The organism is Parabacteroides sp. CAG:2 (genome assembly GCF_000436315.1).
Taxonomy (GTDB): Bacteria; Bacteroidota; Bacteroidia; order Bacteroidales; family Tannerellaceae; genus Parabacteroides; species Parabacteroides distasonis.
The window spans coordinates 24,180-45,620 of record NZ_FR885330.1 but is presented as its reverse complement, the minus strand read 5'-3'; the positions used below and the strand labels follow the sequence as shown (position 1 = coordinate 45,620).

The 21,441-nt window shown below is 40.6% G+C and carries 12 protein-coding genes; 8 read left to right on the top strand and 4 right to left on the bottom strand.

The features are described from left to right. Positions 1–23: 23 nt before the first annotated feature. Positions 24–1,283, bottom strand: coding sequence for a putative DNA modification/repair radical SAM protein (locus tag QVP94_RS18200; protein WP_022193167.1), 1,260 nt, complete (start codon positions 1,281–1,283; stop codon positions 24–26). A 150-nt stretch (positions 1,284–1,433) separates the two neighbouring features. Here QVP94_RS18200 and QVP94_RS18195 point away from each other — a divergent pair, with 150 nt between their 5' ends. The 8 genes from QVP94_RS18195 to QVP94_RS18160 all read left to right on the top strand — a co-directional run bounded on the left by QVP94_RS18195 (position 1,434) and on the right by QVP94_RS18160 (position 14,470). After that, the gene (locus QVP94_RS18195; protein WP_008779440.1) at positions 1,434–2,282 is read left to right on the top strand and encodes a FecR family protein; all 849 of its coding nucleotides are present in this window, start codon (positions 1,434–1,436) and stop codon (positions 2,280–2,282) included. Between the two features lie 249 nt (positions 2,283–2,531). Next, the gene (locus QVP94_RS18190) at positions 2,532–5,843 is read left to right on the top strand and encodes a TonB-dependent receptor (RefSeq protein WP_146334382.1); all 3,312 of its coding nucleotides are present in this window, start codon (positions 2,532–2,534) and stop codon (positions 5,841–5,843) included. A gap of 18 nt (positions 5,844–5,861) precedes the next feature. Beyond that, on the top strand, positions 5,862–7,349 hold the full coding sequence (locus QVP94_RS18185; protein WP_009276102.1) for a RagB/SusD family nutrient uptake outer membrane protein: 1,488 nt from the start codon (positions 5,862–5,864) through the stop codon (positions 7,347–7,349). Beyond that, complete coding sequence (locus QVP94_RS18180) at positions 7,336–8,358, top strand: sulfatase family protein (RefSeq protein WP_005858448.1); 1,023 nt, start codon at positions 7,336–7,338, stop codon at positions 8,356–8,358. The genes QVP94_RS18185 and QVP94_RS18180 overlap by 14 nt, the downstream gene beginning before the upstream one ends. Positions 8,359–8,524: 166 nt before the next feature. Further along, positions 8,525–10,120 (top strand): sulfatase family protein, encoded by a 1,596-nt coding sequence (locus QVP94_RS18175; protein WP_005858450.1) that lies wholly within the window; start codon positions 8,525–8,527, stop codon positions 10,118–10,120. Between the two features lie 80 nt (positions 10,121–10,200). Then, positions 10,201–11,151, top strand: coding sequence for a glycerophosphodiester phosphodiesterase family protein (locus QVP94_RS18170; protein ID WP_008779445.1), 951 nt, complete (start codon positions 10,201–10,203; stop codon positions 11,149–11,151). Positions 11,152–11,169: 18 nt separating this feature from the next. After that, the gene (locus tag QVP94_RS18165; protein ID WP_005858453.1) at positions 11,170–12,672 is read left to right on the top strand and encodes a glutamine synthetase family protein; all 1,503 of its coding nucleotides are present in this window, start codon (positions 11,170–11,172) and stop codon (positions 12,670–12,672) included. Between the two features lie 505 nt (positions 12,673–13,177). Continuing rightward, positions 13,178–14,470, top strand: coding sequence for an MATE family efflux transporter (locus QVP94_RS18160; RefSeq protein WP_009017076.1), 1,293 nt, complete (start codon positions 13,178–13,180; stop codon positions 14,468–14,470). A gap of 194 nt (positions 14,471–14,664) precedes the next feature. On the opposite strand, the gene QVP94_RS18155 is transcribed toward QVP94_RS18160, so the two are convergent. The 3 genes from QVP94_RS18155 to QVP94_RS18145 form a co-directional block, all read right to left on the bottom strand. Next, entirely contained in the window at positions 14,665–16,752 is a 2,088-nt protein-coding gene (locus QVP94_RS18155; protein ID WP_005858459.1) for a cation:proton antiporter, read from the bottom strand. 168 nt (positions 16,753–16,920) lie between these two features. Then, a complete protein-coding gene (locus tag QVP94_RS18150; protein WP_005858461.1) occupies positions 16,921–18,708 on the bottom strand; it encodes a glycoside hydrolase family 15 protein in 1,788 nt (595 codons plus the stop codon). A gap of 5 nt (positions 18,709–18,713) precedes the next feature. Further along, entirely contained in the window at positions 18,714–20,975 is a 2,262-nt protein-coding gene (locus QVP94_RS18145; RefSeq protein WP_005858463.1) for a bifunctional alpha,alpha-trehalose-phosphate synthase (UDP-forming)/trehalose-phosphatase, read from the bottom strand. Between the last annotated feature and the right edge of the window lie 466 nt (positions 20,976–21,441).

The window sequence follows — 21,441 nt, the reverse complement described above, 5'->3', positions numbered from 1 at the left end:
CAATCCTTCTTATAAAACAGGCGTTAATCTATAAAAGGCAGTATAAGCTGCCGATCGTCTACTTTCTTTCCGCTCTTTCTCGTCAATAGTTGCCGGACGGTTTCAGGGCTGACCTCATTCACGGTCTGCGTCGGGAGTTCCCGGCAAGTAATAAAATAGCTAGCCTTTTTCATGACCACTCCTATTTTCTTCAACTGCTCTGAACCGAGATTAGCGTAACGCCGGGAAACGATTATGATCTTTGCCGATTTCACGCCAATACCCGGAACCCGAAGAAGCATCTCGTAATCCGCTTTATTGATATCTACCGGGAAGACCTCCGGATGCCGCAGGGCCCAAGCCAACTTCGGGTCCACGTCTAGATCCAGATCCGGATATGCGTCATTGACAATCTCATCTACCTTGAATTGATAAAAACGCAATAACCAATCCGCTTGATATAAACGATTCTCACGGACCAGCGGAGGCGTGGTAAGTGCCGGAAGACGGTTATCATACGCATTTACCGGAATGAATCCCGAATAGTAAACACGCTTCATCGTAGGTCTCTGATATAAGGCGGATGATAGACGAAGTATATCCTTGTCGGTATCCGCCGTAGCGCCAACGATCATCTGCGTGCTTTGCCCGGCGGGAGCGAATTGCGGGGCATACCGGAAACGCTTGCGTTCCTCGGCACTTTGTAATACACCTTGTTGGATATAACGCATAGGGGCAAATACGCTTTTAAAATCCTTTTCCGGAGCTAGAGTCCGCAAGCTCGCCTCATTCGGGATCTCTATATTCACGCTTAAACGATCGGCGTAAAGCCCAGCCTCATTTACCAATTCTTGGCTGGCTCCGGGGATACTCTTCATATGTATGTACCCATTGAAGTGATGCACGAGGCGCAAATCCTTGATGGCTCTCACCAACCGTTCCATCGTGTAATCCGGGTTTCGGACCACGCCGGAGCTTAAAAACAATCCTTCAATGTAATTACGCCGGTAAAACTCGATCGTAAGATTCACCAACTCGGTAACGGAAAGCGTAGCTCTCGGTAAATCATTACTTCGCCGGTTGATGCAGTAGGCGCAATCATACATACAATAATTCGTCAGCATGATCTTTAAAAGCGAGATACACCGTCCGTCCTCAGCGAAACTATGGCAAATACCCCATCCCGCGGCACTTCCTATAGCCCCGCTCTTATGCGAACGGGAGGTTCCGCTGGAAGCGCAGGATACGTCATATTTTGCCGACTCGGCCAAGATTTTCAATTTCTCGAGCACTTTCTCGTCCATAATTTCACCGATATGTTTCGTACAAAGATAATGATCTCATGGGAAAAAGCCTCCATTTATAACTTCCTCATTATTTTTTTCGAAAAAAATAGCCAATCCCTTTAAACGAATTTAGCATACCCTTACTCCTCATCATAAGAAAGACAAAATATGGAAACAAGAAAAGAGGTCATAAAGCAAATGGGTGATGAGATGAAAGAGGATATTTTCCTTGAGGTGAACCGTCGTATCCATCGTAATCTACGTAAAAGATTTTGGTTGAAAGCATCCGCTATCGCCGCCTCTATCGCTCTTTTACTGGGAGTCTCTAATTATATCTCATATCATGAAGGCTATAAGAACCAAAACAGCCAAATGGTCGAGATGGCAAACCCGATGGGCATGAGGTCATCGATTGTTTTATCGGATGGAACACGAGTGATTCTGAACGCAGGTACTACCCTTAGCTATCCGGCAGCTTTTGTCTCAAGCCAAAGAGAAGTGAAAGTGAACGGGGAAGCTTTCTTCGAAGTATCACATGATAAGGACCACCCATTTATCGTAAGTGCGGAAAACGTGAAGGTGAAGGTACTTGGAACTAAGTTTAACGTGAAAGCCTATAAAGAAGATGACCATATAGAGGTCACTCTTACTGAAGGAAAAGTAGGTGTCGGACTAGGAGGACATCACGACATGATGTACATTTCTCCGGGCCAACAAGCTCTTTTCAATAAGATGAAACAATCTTTTTCGAAATATGAAGTAAATTTAGACTACTATACATCATGGAAAGAAGGTAAGTTCTACTTTAAAAGCGTAACCTTCCTAGAGATAGCCAAGCAACTAGAACGTCGGTTCAATGTACATATATCGGTTGAACCGGCAAAACTTCAAAGAACCGTTTTTTCAGGTGATTTCGTGCGGGGTGAAAACTTAGAGCAAATACTTCGGATTATTACCGCAGATAAACGAACGGACTACACCATGCGAGGTGACAGTATATGCATCTATGAGAAATAAAACAATTGAGTATTAATCTTATAAAATGATACAAGTATGAAAGACACGACATGAAAATAACAAAAAACGGAAAATGCTACCAACATCTTCCGTTTCGAGAGAATGATCTTAGTTCGAATTATAGCGACACAATTACAAACCTAAAATCAATACAAAGATATGTATTTTAAATTAAATATTAGGCGTTATTCGCCGATTTCTCACTTCCATAAAATCGTTAATATTATGAGATTATCCCTAGTACTATGTATGTTGACTATTTTCTGCGCATCGGCTACCGTAAGTTATTCGCAGGTCAACGAGATTTCTCTTCATTTGGAAGATGCCACGTTAGAACAAGCTCTTGAGGCGATCAAGCAACAGAGTGAGTATTCGTTTTGGTATAGAAACGATGAGATTAATCTAGGCCGTAAGGTTTCTGTAAATATCAATAATCAGAATATCGCAAATGTATTAGATAGGCTACTAGCCACTCAAGGACTGGCTTATACCATTAACGAAAAGCATATTGTTATTTACAAAACAAACGAGAAAGCTTCTCATCCAATGATTACGGATAATAAAAAAATAACAGGAAAAGTGACAGATGAGAAGAATGAACCTATTATTGGAGCGAACGTAGTAGTAAAAGGCTCTACAACTGGTACAATTACTGACATGGATGGCAATTTCACATTAGAGGTACCCGATCAAGCTACTTTACTTGTATCCTATATCGGCTATACTCCTAAAGAAGTGGCGGTTAAAAATCAAAACAATCTTTCTATCATGATGATAGAAGACTCGAAGACAATTGATGAAGTTGTAGTTATCGGCTACGGTTCTGTGAAAAAAAGTAATCTGACAGGAGCTGTTTCCTCTGTAAAAACAACAGAGATACAACAAACTCCTATGACTTCTATCGACCAAGGATTAGTAGGCCGGGCTTCCGGTGTACAAGTTACGCAAACTTCGGGTATGCCCGGAGCGGTAGCGTCTATCCGTGTACGTGGTAGTAGCTCTTTACAAGGAGGAAATGAGCCGCTTTATGTAATCGATGGTTTTCCCGTATATAGTGGGACAGGTTTCGGCTCGACGGGTGGTAATACACAAATCAGTGGATTATCTACCGTAAACCCTTCTGATATTGAATCTATCGAGATTCTAAAAGATGCTTCCGCAACAGCCATTTATGGAGCACGTGCCGCTAATGGTGTTGTACTTATTACGACGAAGAGTGGTAAGAAGGGACGTGATATAATAACTTTTGAATCTAGTTTTGGTGTACAAAATGTAGCGAAGACTATTGATGTCATGAATGCGCAAGAATATGCGGCATTGGTTAATGAGGCCTATACGAACGATGGATTGGATGCGCCCTATAACACTACACAATTAGGCGAAATCGCTAAATTGGGTAATGGAACAAATTGGCAAGATGAAATTTTCCGTCCAGCCATGATTCAAAGTTATCAATTGACGTTTTCCGGAGGTGATAACAAAACAACATATGCGATCTCAGGGGGGTATTTTGATCAAAAGGGTGTAATTATTAACTCGGATTTCAAACGTTACTCATTACGATTGAATCTTGATAGACAAATATTCAATACACTGAAAGTCGGCACTCATATGTCTGGTACCCACACGATCAGTAGAACATCGGCAACAGATGTCGGTGGACGTGACGGAGTCGTGAACGGCGCTTTGAAAATGAATCCCATCCAGTCTGTCTATGCGAATGAAGAGACGGGTGAGTATACGCCAACTAACGACCCCGGGTTATTAATCCCGAATCCGGTAGCTACCGCAAAAGAAGAAATATACAATAATGCGACTACACGTGTGTTAGGTGATGTTTATGCGGAATGGGAATTCTTAAAAGACTTAAAGCTTAAAGTATCTTTGGGGATGGATATTATGTATTTGAAGCAAAATAAATATACTCCGTCAAATATCTATCAATCGTTAGGTATCGCATCTGCGAAAGTCGGTGTAAACCGTTCTATTAACTGGCTGAACGAGAATATACTTACTTGGAATAAGACATTCAAGGATATTCATTCCTTGAATATTTTAGGAGGCTTCACCATTCAAAGAAATAATGTGGAATCCGTAACGGGAGCATCTTCTAATTTCGTGAACGATGTCATGAAGTATAATAACCTAGGAGCCGGATCTATTTATGATAAACCGGAATCTTCTGCTACTCAATGGAGCCTTATGTCTTATTTGGCACGTATTAATTATTCGTTATATGACCGGTATTTATTCTCTGTTAACGGACGTGTGGATGGTTCTTCTCGTTTTGGGGGCAACAATAAGTATGGATTTTTCCCTTCGGGTTCTGTGGCATGGCGTATCTCTGAGGAAGGTTTTATGGAACCGGTTAAAGCTGTCATTAATAATTTAAAGTTACGTACCAGTTATGGCTTCACTGGAAATACAGAAATCGGAGTTTACGAATCCTTGGCTACATTGGGAAGTAATAGTTGGACAATCGGAAATCAATTGGTTTCTGGATTTTATCCGAACAGGATACCTAATCCTGACTTGAAATGGGAAAAAACAGGGCAATTTGATATTGGTTTTGATCTTGGGCTATTTAATAATCGCTTACGTTTAACGGCAGACTATTATTATAAAAAAACAACGGACTTATTATATAATGTAGCGATTCCTAGCGCCTCCGGTTATGATTCTATGTTGAAAAATATTGGTAGTGTCCAAAATAAAGGTTACGAGCTTTCTATTGAGAGTGACAACTTAAGCGGGGCATTCTCATGGACAACAGCCTTTAATATTTCATTCAACCGGAATAAAGTATTAGAGTTGGGTGGGGAAACGTATAAAGATGTAGGTACATACGACGATCATTTAAAGACGAGTGATATCCGTCGCTTGATCGTTGGTCAACCAATTGGAGTATTTTATGGCTATCGTTTTGACGGTATTTTCCAAAATGAAGCAGAATGTGCTCAACAAACTTCTTCACCCTCGCCTATCGGTGTCGGACTCCGTCGTTATAAGGACTTGAATGGAGACGGTAAGATTGATGCCACAAACGATCGGGAGATATTAGGAGACGCAAATCCGAAATTCTTTGGAGGTATGACCAACACGTTTGCTTATAAAGGATTTGAGTTAAACGTATTCTTACAATATTCATATGGGAATAAGATTTTCAATTATAACGCAATGGAGCTTGAGTCGCCGACTGGTGGACAAAATGTATATCAGGATCTCGTGAACCGTTGGACACCTACGAATCCAAGTAATGAATACCAAAAAGCGACAACGAATCGGAATAATATCGTAAGTGATCGGTTCATTGAAGACGGTTCTTTCTTGAAATTAAAAACAGTCTCATTGTCTTATAGTTTCCCGAAATTAAATTGGAAACATATCGGAGGTCTGCGATTGTACGTAACCGGACAAAACTTATTGACTTGGACTAAATACAGAGGCTATGATCCGGAAGTGAGCTATCGAGGCGCTTCAACTTTAGAGGCAGGAGAGGACTTTGGCGGTTATCCGCAAGCCCGTACCTTTATGTTTGGCATCAAATTGGACATTAAATAACTTTTAAATCGACTCAAAATGAAAAAATCGTTCATATATATATTTTCAGCTTTCTGTTTCTCTTGTGGAATCAACAGTTGTTCTTTCCTTGACGAGAATCCCGTGGACCGTTTGGTCGTGGATAATTTTTATACAAGCGAGAAAGACGCACAGGCAGCGGTAGATGCTACTTATCAGCAATTAAACAGCTTATATAACCGTTTGATGTATATGATGGCAGAGCTACCTACCGATATGATGAAAAATGGTTTAGGTATGCCGAACGCAAACTTACAAGACTTGGAGTTTCTGCGATTTAACTCTCAGAATACATTTGTAAAAGATATGTGGAAAAATTGTTATTCCGGTATTTCTAGGGCAAATACGGCGATTGCTAAGATTCCAGAGATCAAAATGAATGAAAGTAAAAAGAACCGATTGATCGCTGAGGCTCGTACACTTCGTGCTCTATACTATTTCAACCTCGTTCGTTTCTTCGGCGATGTTCCTTTGATCTTAGACTTGAAGACCGTAGAAGATTCAAAAGGACCACGTGATTCTAAAGAACTGATTTATGATCAGATTATAGAAGATCTTACATTTGCGGAAGAACATCTTCCTTTAAGATCTGAATATTCAGCTTCCGATGAGGGCCGTATCAACAAAGGAGCCGCTAAAATTTTATTCGGTAAAGTCTATTTAACTAAAGGGGATTTCCAAAAGGCGAAAGATAAATTGGCAGAGGTAGTCGAGCATGAATCTGAATATGGTTTCGGTTTACACAAAGATTACCATGCGAACTGGCTTCGAGATACAGAGGCTGGTATTGAGGCTGTACTTTATATTGAGTATAAAGAACCTCCATTTCAACATAATGGTGAAATGGCGCTTGCTGGTCCGAAATATTCCATTCCGGGGAGCTTAGGAATCTCTGCCCTTAATGAGGCTGATATCCCAACACAAGAATTGTATGACCAGTTTGATAATCGAGATTTGAGAAAAAAGACTAATTTTAAAACAGAGTTCGCTCATCTTAAAACCGGTGAAATATTGAAATCAAGTATACCACTTAGCGGTAAGTTCTGGGTTGAAGGGCTTGAAACGGGTGACCGTTGCGATGTAAATATGCACATTATCAGGTATGCGGACGCTATATTAATGTATGCAGAGGCATTAAATGAAGTGGGCAAATCTACAAAGGCTCTCGCTATGTTAAACAGGATACGGGAACGTGCTTTTGGTGATGATTCTGGAAACTTTAAACCTATGTCGAAGGATGAGTTTCGTACAGCTATATTAAATGAACGACGGCTGGAATTCCCTCACGAAGGACATCGTTGGTTCGATTTAGTACGTACCGGTACATTTATTCAACGAATGAAAGAGCATAGTGCATATGAAGCAAAAGTAGCGGAAGCTAATAAAACTGAGATTGCGCAAAATATCAAGGAGCATATGATCCTTATGCCGATCCCTCAATCCGAGATAGACTTGAATCCTAATTTAGTACAAAATGCGGGATATTAGAAAATTGTTATTTATAACTGGGGTAGCAACTGTTACCCCGGTTATTATACAAGCCCGGGACAAACTTCCTAATATCGTGATCTTTTTTATGGATGATATGGGATATGGCGATTTAACAATCACCGGTGCTTCTGGATATAACACGCCTACTATTGACCGACTGGCCTCTGAAGGAATGTTTTTTACCCACTTTTATGCAGCCCAACCTATAAGTAGCGCATCGAGAGCCGGATTAATTACAGGGTGTTATCCAAATCGAGTGGGGATTTCGGAGGCATTGATGCCTCAAGGCCGTATAGGAGTGGCCCCTAATGAGGAAACTCTTCCGGAAATATTAAAAACTAGAGGTTATTCTTGTGGAATGGTCGGTAAATGGCATTTAGGTCACCTTTATCCATTTTTGCCTTTGCAACAAGGATTTGATGAGTATCTTGGGTTGCCTTATTCCAATGATATGTGGCCAGTAGATTATGACGGGAATAGAGTGACTCCAGCATCTAATTTACCAAACAAATTACGGCATCCGACATTACCATTAATCGACGGAAATGAAAAAATAAGAGAATTGTGGACATTGGATGATCAAGCCGAGCTTACTACATTATATACGGAACGGGCGATCCAGTTTATCAAAAAGAATCGTGAACAACCATTTTTTCTTTACTTTGCTCACTCGATGCCACATGTTCCGCTTGCTGTATCTAACAAATTTAGAGGCAAGAGTAAACAAGGTTTATATGGGGATGTCATGCTTGAGGTAGATTGGAGTGTCCAACAAGTTCTAGAAACAATAGAGGAATTAAACCTAGATGAAAATACTTTGATTATCTTTACGTCGGATAATGGGCCTTGGTTTAGTTTTGGTAATCATGCCGGGAGTACCGGAGGTTTGAGAGAAGCGAAAGCTACCACGTTTGAGGGAGGACAACGTGTTCCTTGTATCATGTGTTGGAAAGGAGTGATTCCTAGAGGTACTGTTTACAATCAATTAGCCAGTACGATTATATGATTTGCGTAGAGATCCGGGAGAAAGATATGATGTGAAAGATCAATATCCGGAGGTGGTTCGTCTATTACAATCTATAGCAGAAGAGGCTCGGTTGGATCTGGGAGATGATCTCACGGGACAAATAGGTTTGAATCGTCGGGAAGTAGGTTACATAAAATAATTATATATGAAAAATACTATTAATTATGGAGCTATATTAGCCCCTGCCCTTTTATTCTCCGCATGCGGAACAGGGCAAAAAGAAGTGGCAGAGAAGCCGCTCAATATCATTCATATCATGACGGATGATCATTCGTATCAAACTATTAGCGCTTATGGACATGCGCTAGGTAAATTGGCACCAACACCAAATTTAGACCGTTTGGCTGCAGAAGGAATGTTGTTCCGGCAAGCTTTCGTAGAGAATTCTCTGTCTACTCCTAGCCGTGCTTGTTTGATGACCGGTCTTTACAGTCACCAAAACGGACAAAGACAGTTAGGAAAAGGTATTGATACGACAAAAGTATTCTTCTCTGAAATCTTACAACAGCACGGTTATCAGACAGGTGTTGTCGGTAAATGGCATATGCAATGTGAGCCGAAAGGTTTTGATTATTATCATGTGTTATGGGATCAGGGAGATTATTATAATCCGGAGTTTAAAAGCAAAGAATCGAATGGCAAGTATGTAAAAGAAGAGGGATATGCGACGACCCTTACGACCGATCACGCTATCGAGTTTTTGGAAGAGAGGGATAAGGATAAGCCTTTCTGCCTGCTGGTTCATCATAAGGCTCCACATCGTAACTGGATGCCGGATACAAAATATATGGATTTATATGAGGATGTAGAGTTCCCATATCCAGATACTTTCAATGATAATTATGCCACTCGTTGCGATGCCGCACGTACACAAGAGATGAGTATAGACAAAAATATGACTTTGGTTTATGATTTGAAGGTAGATGAGCTTAAAGATAAGGAGGCTTATAAAAAGGAATGGAATATTGATGGCTGGCAGGCCTCTTTGGATCGTATGACCCCGGAACAACGGGAGGCTTGGATCGCTTCTTATAAGCCCCGCAACGAAAAATTCATTAACGAGAACCTGAAAGGCGAGGATTTGGTTAAATGGAAATATCAACGTTATATCAAGGATTACGTACGTTGCATCAAATCTATTGACGATGAGGTGGGGCGTTTGATCGCCTATTTGGAAAAAGAAGGGCTTATGGATAATACCGTGATCGTTTATACCTCGGATCAAGGTTTTTACATGGGTGAACATGGCTGGTTCGACAAACGTTTCATGTATGAGGAATCTTTCCGTACGCCGTTGATTATCCGTTATCCTGCTAAAATCAAGGCGGGAAGTGAATGTACAGCCTTAGTACAGAACATTGACTATGCCCCGACTTATCTGGATATAGCCGGTATCGAGAAACCTGATTATATGGTAGGAACTTCTTTAGTCCCCTTGTTTGGAGGCGAGACTCCAAAAGATTGGCGCGAGTATCTGTATTATCATTATTATGATTATCCAGCTATCCATATGGTACGTCGTCACGATGGCGTGCGTGACAGTCGTTATAAATTGATCCATTTCTATGGAGAGAAGAATGAGCATAATGATGCGATTAGCTGCAACGAGCTTTACGATTTGCAAAGTGATCCAAATGAGCTGAATAATTTATACGATAATCCGGAATATGCCGATATCCAAACTCGCCTGCAAGCACGTTTGGATAAGTTCCGTGTAGACCAGAAAGTTGACGAATATTAAGGTGCTAACTCTGTAAAATCATTTATTTTGTGTAAGTTTGGCGGATAGAAAGAATCATTCACCTAAAATACGATCGTGAAATGAAACTCAATTTATCCGCCAGATTTTTAATGCTGGCCCTGCTTTGTGGTTCTTGCGTATTGAACACGCCAAAGGAGGAGCTTGAATACAACGGAATGAATACGCTACAGATATCAAATGTAGATGATTTGATATCTTTCTACCAATATGCGGATGACCGAATTCCTTTAATTAGCGGACACCGAGGTGGACGGGGAAAAGGCTATCCTGAGAACAGTATGGAAACCTTTGAAAATACCCTCTCTTATACTCCTGCCACGTTCGAGATAGATCCGAGGTTAACCAAAGATAGTGTTATCGTCCTTTTCCACGATGATACACTGGAGCGTACCAGTAATGGGACCGGGAAAGTTTCTGATTATACTTGGGAAGAATTGCAAAATTTCCGTTTGAAGGATCCCGAAGGAAATATCACAAACTATCGTATCCCGACTTTAGAGGAAGCGATTCGTTGGGCTCGTGGAAAAACAATCCTAATCCTTGATAAGAAGGATGTTCCTATGGAGCGCACTGCTCAGTTGATTACCGATATGCAAGCGGAACCTTATGTAATGATTACGGTTCATGATGGTGCCTCGGCTCGTTTCTTTTACGAGAAAAATCCGAATTTCATGTTTGAGGCTTTTGTGAAAACGAAAGAAGCGGTTCAAGACTATGAGGATAACGGTATACCTTGGAGCCATATCATGGCTTACGTAGGTCCGAAGATTACCCCCGAAGTCCGTGAGGTAATCGATATGTTGCATGAAAGAGGTGTCATGTGCATGATATCTACCGCTCCCTCCGACGATAAACTATCCACACCCGAAAGTCGTGCTGAAGCATACCGTATGATCATCCGTCAAGGCGTGGACATCATAGAGTCTGACCGACCTATAGAGGTTGCTGAAGCGATCTCTAGCTTGATTCCGGTTAGCAGTTCCAAAGGAAAGTTTTTCTCTACACTATAAACATAATCAATATAAGACATGAACAAAGAACTAGAAATGACTCCCAACGTATTAGTGGAGTTTTTACAAAAGCCAGCGTCCGAGTTTACGAAAGAGGACATTATCCGTTATATCTATGAGAAAGATATCCAGATGGTTAATTTTATGTATCCTGCAGGCGACGGACGTTTGAAAACACTAAACTTTGTAATCAACAATGCGGCCTATCTGGATGCGATCTTGACTTGCGGTGAGCGTGTGGATGGCTCTAGTCTTTTCTCGTTTATCGAGGCGGGAAGTAGTGACCTGTATGTGGTGCCCCGTTTCCGTACGGCTTTCGAGGATCCGTTTGCGGAATTACCTACGCTTACCATGCTTTGCTCATTCTTCAATAAGGATGGAGAACCCTTAGAAAGTTCCCCGGAATATACCTTGCATAAAGCTTGTAAGGCTTTTCATGAGGTGACGGGAATGGAATTTGAGGCAATGGGTGAATTAGAATATTACGTAATCGCACCGGATGAAGGCGTTTTCCCTGCTACCGACCAAAAAGGTTATCATGAATCCGCTCCTTACGCTAAGTTCAATGAGTTCCGGACGGAGTGCATGCACTGCATAGCGCAAGCCGGGGGACAAATTAAATATGGTCATTCAGAAGTTGGTAACTTTACGTTAAATGGTTTGATCTATGAGCAAAATGAGATCGAGTTCTTACCATGTCCTGCGGAAAATGCAGCGGATCAATTGATGATCGCTAAATGGGCGATCCGCAATCTAGCGCATGAATATGGATATAACATCACTTTCGCTCCGAAAATTACGGTGGGAAAAGCAGGTTCCGGTCTGCATGTCCATATGCGTATCATGAAAGATGGCAAGAATCAGATGTTAGCGAATGGTATCTTATCCGAAACCGCCCGTAAGGCTATCGCTGGAATGATGTGCTTAGCTTCCTCTATTACGGCTTTTGGAAATACGAACCCAACCTCATATTTCCGCTTGGTTCCACACCAAGAAGCACCTACGAATATTTGTTGGGGAGATCGGAATCGTTCAGTTTTAGTTCGTGTTCCGCTAGGTTGGGCCGCAAAAACGGACATGTGTGCTTTGGCGAACCCATTGGAACCTGCCAGCCATTATGATACGAGCCAAAAGCAAACGGTCGAGATGCGCTCACCGGATGGCTCCGCTGATTTATACCAATTATTGGCAGGATTGGCAGTTGCGTGCCGCCATGGTTTTGAGATCGACGATGCTTTGGAGATCGCTGAGAAGACTTATGTAAACGTGAATATTCATAAGGAAGAGAATCAAGATCGCCTAAAGACATTGGATCAACTCCCAGACAGTTGCGCAGCCTCAGCTGCCCGTTTAAGACAACAGCGTGCTGTTTTTGAAAAATATAATGTGTTTAGTCCGAGTATGATAGACGGCATCATCCATAAACTGGAATCTTATGATGACGCTTCTTTACGCAAGGACCTAGAGAATAATCCGGAAGAGATGTTGAAGCTGGTCAATACTTATTTCCATTGTGGCTGAAAATCTTTTTTATGGTTTCACAAGAGGGTGTGTCATGACACACCCTTTTTATGCCCTGCTTTCATTTCTTGAACTTTCCATTGCGTTTTTTTTGAATATCCGAGCACAAGAGAGGCCATAAATTAAAACGAAAATATTCTAGAGAAGAAAAAAAAGATATAATAGTAAAAAAAACATGATAAAAAATTGTTATTTACAAATAAAGGCTTACCTTTGCCAACATCAAAACAAAATGATGTTATAAATTCATTTTGAAGTTATATGTTTTTCAAGTTTAACCTTGACTGTGAGCACAAAAGATTATCGCGAAGATCTTTTGAACGGTTGGATAGAGACGTCTATTTAGCCGTTTTTTCTTTTAGCCCTATCCAATAAAGCTATTCAGCTATTTGACAGATACAGCTTTATTTGTCACGGAGATTTTATATCCTTTTATTTTATGGATTACGAAATAACATACTGCATAAAAGCGGTATGTTGTATCGCACTATTATACAGTTGAGCAATGAATTATACATATAAACAAATATGGCTCATCAACTTTCCTGTAATGATGAGCATCTTAATGGAACAATTAATCAATATTACGGATGCTGTTTTCTTAGGCCACGTTGGAGAGATAGAATTAGGAGCGTCCGCTATCGCCGGAATTTATTATTTAGCGATTTATATGCTTGGTTTTGGATTTAGCATTGGGTTGCAAGTAATGGTAGCTCGAAGGAATGGAGAGCAAGATTACAAGGAAACCGGCAAGACCTTTTTTCAAGGCTTATTTTTCCTTTTGGGATTGGCTATCTTTCTTTACCTTCTCATTCATACGGTTTCCCCATTTATACTAAAGAAGCTGATCGTTTCCTCGGATATTTATCGAGCGGTAATTCTATACTTGGATTGGCGTAGCTTTGGATTGTTGTTTTCATTCCCATTTTTAGCGATACGTTCTTTTTTAGTGGGGATAACGCATACAAAAGCTCTATCTTGGGCTGCTGCCATAGCGGTATTAATCAATATTCCTTTAAATTTTTATTTGATATTCACTAGGGAATTAGGAATCTCGGGGGCGGCAATTGCCTCTTCTTTGGCAGAGATGGGCTCCTTTATGATGCTTTCCTTCTATATGTGGATACGATTGGATAAAGAAAAATATGGGTTAAGGCCGGTCTATAATGGTAATTTACTTATAAAAGTCTTGAAGTTATCAACATGGAGTATGCTTCATGCGCTTATTAGTGTAGCCCCTTGGTTCTTGTTTTTCGTTTCAATTGAACATTTGGGAAAAATAGAGTTAGCGATTTCCAATATAACCCGGAGCGTATCGGCTATATTTTTTGTGATAGCGAATTCTTTTGCGCTTACAACAGGCTCATTAGTCAGTAATGCGATTGGTGCGGGAGAAGGGAAGACACTATTTTCAATCTGTAGTAAAATTCTGAAATTAGGTTATACCATAGGATTTCCCTTGGTTGCGATTGCTTTATTGTGTAATCGATGGATTATTGGTTTTTATACGAGTAATGAACTATTGATACAATTAGCTTTTGCCCCTTTTGTTGTAATGTTGTTGAATTACACTTTCGCTTTACCGGGTTATGTATATTTGAATGCTGTCGGAGGAACAGGAAAGACACAAATGACTTTCCTTTTTCAAGTTACGACAACAGCCATATATTTGGTTTATCTTTATTGGTTATGTCGCTACACGCAAGCTCCTCTCGCAATCTATTTAACAGCGGAATACGTCTTTGTAATTCTGTTGGCTACACAATCTATTTTTTATTTGAAAAAGAAACATTACTAAAAAACGAAGAAAGATGATGACTAAAATATATCCACGTACGGGAAATAAACAAACCGTATATCTAAATACCATTATACAAGATCCTCAAATAGTGGGATTGGCCTATAGACAAGATTCGCCAGTGTTTACCATACATTATGAATGGTGATTTAGATGAGTTATTATCTATTGAGGATGACATATTTTTCTTGTCGCTATTTTAGGAACTGGTAAGAAGTAAAAACCTTATTATGACGTTCTCCCAACTCATTTACCATTTGCTCGGCTTCTTCTTGGGAAATCAAACCCTGTTCCTTGAATTGTTCTATCCTCTTTTTTTCGTTGCTCAATAACATACGGACAGACTTGCGAGTCACAGCCTCTTTATATGATTTAGGATAATCAATGGATATTTTTGTGATAAAATTCGATGCTCTAGTTATATTTTTACGGATCTCGACTTGTAAAAGCGACAAGCAACTTTCATATTCGGTAGAGACTGTTTCCGAGGAGCCAAACTCGTTAACCAGTTTCAAGGACTCTTTCTGGGCTATGATCAATCCCCTTGCCAAATCGTACCCTAAAATAATTCTGTCTTGATAGTAAATATCTGCCCATTTTTGGAAAAAACGAGAGAAAAACTTCATACTGATTATCCATGAAGGTTCCTCACAGAATTCAAAAATATCGCCTCGGTCGCATAGAGGTTTCTTTCCGTCTCGATCGTATTGTTCATCAATTGCGGCATTTAAACGTCTTTGCGTCCCGGATGAAATGACACCGTTTGTGTATAGGCTCCAATAGAGCGAGCGCTCTCTATCCAAGATTCGTAGACGTATGTCTGCCATTACGTCTTTGGTACGGACAGGCATTTCCGGATATATTTCTTTTTGAGGTAGGAACTGTTCGACAATACTCCAGTCTGTTGCTTCCAACGCTTCCTTCTGTTTCAAATCTTTTAGGTATTTTTCAGAACCTTCGTACAACTGCTTTTTTACGCTATAATCCAAAAGAAGCTTGGAGGACGGTATCTCTGCCAATCCCAATTTCTTTAGAAGCCAACCGATTGTAGTCGCATTTATTGTCAATGTTAAAGTTACAATCCCAGCCGTAAGGAAAAGTACTTGCCGACGTATTGGTTCTGGTATCGAAAAGGTATACGATACCATCAGTGCCATCGTTAGTCCCAATGCACCACGTAATCCTCCCCAACTCAAGATCGTGGACTCTCGCACCGACAAGCCATATCCGGACCGTTTCATGATCGGATAAAATATGGTTATTATTAATATACGAATGATATTTATCCCGGCATATACACAGATAAGAATCAATAAATCCATCCATGAGAAGTCTACCTTCAATGCTATTACGACACCTACAATTATGAATATCAATGTATTTGCTATGTGTGCCGCCAATTCCCAAAATTGACGCATGAATTTATTGACCTGCGGTTTCAACCTCAGACGGCCCATGTAAGAGACTGTCAAACCGAAACCGACCAAAGCGATTACTCCCGATACTTCCAAATAATTTTGCGCTATGACAAAAGTCATATAAGCGGAAAGAATCATCACGCTGTTTTGAAGCATCTCGTCTCCATTTACATTTGTGATAAATTGAATACACAAATAAGCCAAAAGCGTACCAACCAGGGCTCCTCCGGCAACGACCATGATAAAGTCCGCTACGGGAGAATCCGAAACACCAGTAGCGGTATAGGCTCCGAAAAACAGCATGAAAAGGACAATACCGGTTCCATCGTTTAGCATCGACTCGGCATCCACTAGCGTCGAGAAACGTTTACTGGTGCCTAGCTCTTTCAACAATGCGACAATGGCCACTGGGTCTGTCGCACTTATCAAGGCTCCGAACATCAATGCAAATGTCCAGTTCCACCCTTCATAAGAAGGGGCGAACGTTCCGATCCCTATCATCAAGGCAGCCGTCAGCAACATCGCAATAATGACACCCGGTACGGACAATATAGTGGCATTTGTCAATGTTTTTCGAAAGATATGCACGTCCAGTTCATAAGCAGCGTCGAATATCAAGATCGGAAGAAAAATATAAAGTATCATATCGGGATTAGCATTTCCGGCAAAATCGATCGATGATTTTAATATAGGAATGCTTTCCAACCAGCCTATCCGGTCAAACGTACCGATCAATAATCCAAAGGCAAATAGCCCGACCGTGTAAGGAAGAGGCATCTTTTTTAATCCGAATTTTAAAATCGCACCTCCCATCAACCTTATCAATACAAAAAATAATGGGGCCAGTAAATTATTCGTTTCCATATTGATTCACTATTTAACTGCAAGGAGCTGGCAATTTTTGAGCCAATAGCGTTCGAAGATATATAATTATTTAATAATGAGATATCTATGAGCTTTGTCCTATAAAAAGAGAATAAAATCTCTTTCATAGTGAAAAAATATTTCCAAAATGAAAGAGATACAGAAGGTTTATTTAAAAAACAGTCGTATGTCCTCTTCCGAAAACAATATAGCGGTATTGACTAGTGCCAAATGGGAATATGCTTGAGGAAAATTCCCCAGTTGCTCCTTGGTTTCAAAATCAATGTCTTCACTGAAAAGTCCCAAGTGATTTGAATTATGAAGCATTTCCTCAAACAGACTACGTGCTTCTTCTTTTTCTCCTATGACATAAAGAGCACGAATGAGCCAGAACGTACAAATAGTAAAGGCGGAAGAGGGAAGTCCGAAATCATCATGAGATTTATAACGGTACATCAACCCTTTGTAAAGTAACGCATTCTTTATCGCTTGCACTGTTTTATGGTAGCGTATGTCTCTCGGATCGATAAATCCGTACGGTTCCATTAACAACAAGGACGCATCAAGGTCGGAATTACCGTAGGCTTGCGAGAAACTTTGCATCTCTTCTTTCCAACCGTTTTTCATGACATTTTCTTTGATTACGGCCGCTTCTTCCGACCAACGTCTCCGGTATGTCGGTTTGTTTAATAAATCTGCAATACGAGCTCCCCTGTCTAATGCGACCCAGCACATAACTTTGGAGGAAACAAAATGCTGTCCTTCTCCTCTAATCTCCCAAATGCCTTTGTCTGGTTTTTTCCAGTCAATCATCACATTCGTCAGGATACTTTTTACCATTTCCCACATATCTTCCACCTCGTCCAATGTACCGGGCATCAAACGATAGTATTGGTAGATCAGGTCCATTAAATAGCCGAACGAGTCATTTTGAAGCTGGTGGTAAGCATCATTACCGATCCGAACGGGTCGTGAGTTCTTATAACCGGAAAGATGTCCCAGAATAACTTCCGTCAATTTTCTTTCTCCGCGAATACCGTACATGATCTGGTAAGTATCGTGTTGAGAAACAAAAGTAGACTGGACAAATCTCATGAACCGCCTTGCGGCTTCGACATGGCCTATCTGGAACAAAGTTTCAATGGACATGGAGGCGTCGCGCAGCCAACAAAAACGATAATCCCAGTTACGGACTTCTCCGATCGTTTCCGGTAGGCTAGTTGTTATGGCCGCCAATACGGCTCCATTATAAAAAGACATCAATTTTAAAACTAGGAGACTTCGCTCAATGACATCGTTATAGACCGTAAACTTCTTGGTTCGGTCAGTCCAATTTAGCCAATAAACCAGCGTCCGGCAGTATTCCAGTTTCTCACGCTCAATGTTGACGGGGATTACTTTCTCGTTATATGAAAGTAGCAAGAACTCGTCCTTAGCCAGTATGATTTCTTTCTGTTCCAAGATCTTGTGCAAAGGTAGTGAGGAATAAAGATATTGCCTATCTTTGCTGTTAGAAGTAGAGTAGGTCTCTATATATTCCGAGGTCGTGTTGAAAATTGTCTTTCCACGGGCATAGTCCGGAGCCGGCTCATAGTTGATTTTAAAACGGGGAGTACCTTTGATTCTGCGGATATATCGGTAGATCTCTGCCGGACGATAACAATTGCTCGCATCGCTCAGATGGTAACAAGGCATGAAATCTACAACGGCAAATTCATTTTCTTCTGATACGAAGTTGGTCGAAAGAATATTTGTATGAGGAACATACGATTGCGATATTTGATAATCCGGAGAAACCTCGAAGCCGAAATATCCCCCTTTCTCCCGATCGAGCAATGACGCAAAGATGGAAGGTGAGTCGAAGTTAGGGAAACATAACCAATCTATACTGCCTTTATCCGAAATCAAAGCCGCTGTGCAGCAATTTCCTATTACTCCGTAATTTAACTTGTCCATAAAAATTATTTTTTATTTGTCCACAATCCTTTAAAAAAATCAACGGTGGCTTTCAGTTGACCTTTTATGCTTCTGGAAGTCGTTCCGTAACTAACACCTTCACCCGACAGTTCTTCCAAAAAAGGCAATACTTCTTCCTGCGAGGACAGATTGTATTTGGCTTTTTCAGATACAATTCCAACTTTAACTGTTATGGCGGATACTGGAAGAGCCCGGAACATATCCTCATCCGTCGTGTCATCTCCCATTGCTAGTATAAAATCATAGCGGGAAGCCAATAATAGGCGATCTACTTCCGAACCTTTTGTGTATTCTGGAGATTTTATTTCCACGACTTTGTTGCCCTGCATGATTTGTAATCCCTTTCTCAGGCAAACAGGCATTATAGCCTTTGTTAGCTGTTGCGCTCTCAGCTCTCCCAGCCAGGCGTCCGATTCTCTATAATGCCAGGCAAGAGCAGCTTCTTTTGTCTCAAGATGAGAGTACGGGGTTTTGCTTACAAACAAATTTAGAATAAACAATAGCTCCGAATCCCACTCTCGATTGCCTATGTTTTTATGCCATGCGCCTTTTTCCTTGTAAAATGCACCATGCTCGGCGGCAAAAGACAGAGGAAGATCTCCCAGCCATTTCTCCAATGTATAGTGGTCCCGCCCGCTATTAATGGTTACATGATTCCGAGAGTCGGAACAAAAACGCTGTAACAGGTCTCGTAATGCAGGTGTTGGAGCTGCATCTTCCGGATGATTTTTGAATGCAGTTAATGTTCCGTCGTAATCCAGCAAAATCAAGCGCTTTTTCGCTTGGTCATATAATGTTTTGATTTCGTTCTGGTCTTGTGCGGAGATCTTTTTCTTTTGTAATCGTTTGTTTTTCTCTGCGGCCTGCCGCCATTCTCTCATGAAATCCGCAGCCCATTTGTTTACGGTTTGAACCGAAAGGATGGCTTGCATTCGCTGAAGCCTTTCTCTTTGTTCCTCCAATGGCATTTTCAATGCACGGCAAATGGCTTGTTCGATCTGGTCCGTGTCGTTTGGATTAATCAATAAAGCATCAGACAATTCAACCGAAGCACCGGCCATTTCACTTAAAATGAGTACCCCCGGATTATCTTGTTTGGTAGCGACATACTCTTTTGCCACAAGATTCATACCATCGCGCAAAGGGGTTACCAAGGCTATATCGGCAACATAATACATCGCTACCAATTCCTCAAAAGAGAAACCGTGATAAAAATAACATACCGGAGTCCAATTCATGGTAGAGTAAGTTCCATTGATAGAACCGATCTCCTCGTCTATTTTGGTTTTCAATTCGGCATAACTGCCTACATGGTCGCGAGAGGGGACGATAACCATCGCCAATGTCACTTTCCCGTGATATTCCGGATGATTTTTCAAAAAAGAGGCGAATCCGTAAAGACGGTGCAATATTCCTTTGCTGTAATCCAGTCGGTCTACCGATATGATTAACTTATGATCTCCAAATAGAAGTCGTGTTTTCTCTACTGCGTGGTGGACTTTGTCATCAGCTATCACATTGTGATAAAGATCATAGTTTATCCCCATCGGTAATGCATCCACACGGGTTACACGATCATTCATTTGAACTTCATCCAGATTGAAATTCTTATGAAGGATGCGTTCCGTCGCACTGATGAAATGACGCATATAATCGTGAATGTGAAAAGCGACAAAGTCGGCTCCCAAAAGTCCGTTCAGGATCTCGACCCTTTCGGGCAGAATCCGGAAAAGTTCATGTGAAGGGAACGGAATATGGTGGAAATACCCGATATGAAGGTTGGGAAACTTCTCACGGAGCATGCCCGGCAACAGCATTAACTGATAGTCCTGTACCCAAACCCAATCATTAGGTTCAACTATCCGAGATATCTCTTCACAAAAAACAGCATTGACTTCCCTATATGATTCCCAAAAGTTCTTTTTATATAACGTATAAGCAAAAAAGTAATGACAGAGGGGCCATAGGGTACTGTTGCTATATCCTTCGTAGTAATTTTCATACTGCCTGTCGGATAAGAATACCGGATGATAATTATTTTTTTCCAATTGACTGCAAATGTCATCTTTTTCCGTCTTTTGTTCTACGCAGACGCCAGGCCAACCAATCCAATGTTTTTCACAATCAACGTCCAATGACTTCAAACCTGTAGCCAGCCCTCCTTCGCTCCGTGAAAAAACAAATTTTCCATCGGAGGAACGTGTAACTTTTACAGGCAACCTATTCGAAATGATAAATAATCTCATATTTGAAATATTATATACAACACAAAGCAAAATCCATACCAATTTGTATTTGTCATTGATAAACAGATGTTTGCAAATAGGGAAGCCTAAGTAATATTACCAAAATGAAAAACACTTTTTCATTTTAGTTGTTTTTTTTACTTTCAATTTAGAATTAATATTTTTAATCAATTGATATATAGTGATTTATGTTTGTTGTTTTCTAATTGGTCTGATTTTGGCATTATCTTTATCAGTTTAGATTTCCGAAGAAAGTATCATTAATATTCATCTTCGGTTGTCTGCTATAAGAAACAATGTAGAACAACAAAGAAACAAAATGGTATTTTTTATTTATCAGTTAGGCTCGCTTGCCTCTGTATGGGCAATCAGCAATTTAATAAAAAAAGATGTTCCTCAAAGGATCAAAAACAAGATTATCGTTCTGTTACTAGTAACAAGCTGGATTGGTGTTTTGGGGTATTTT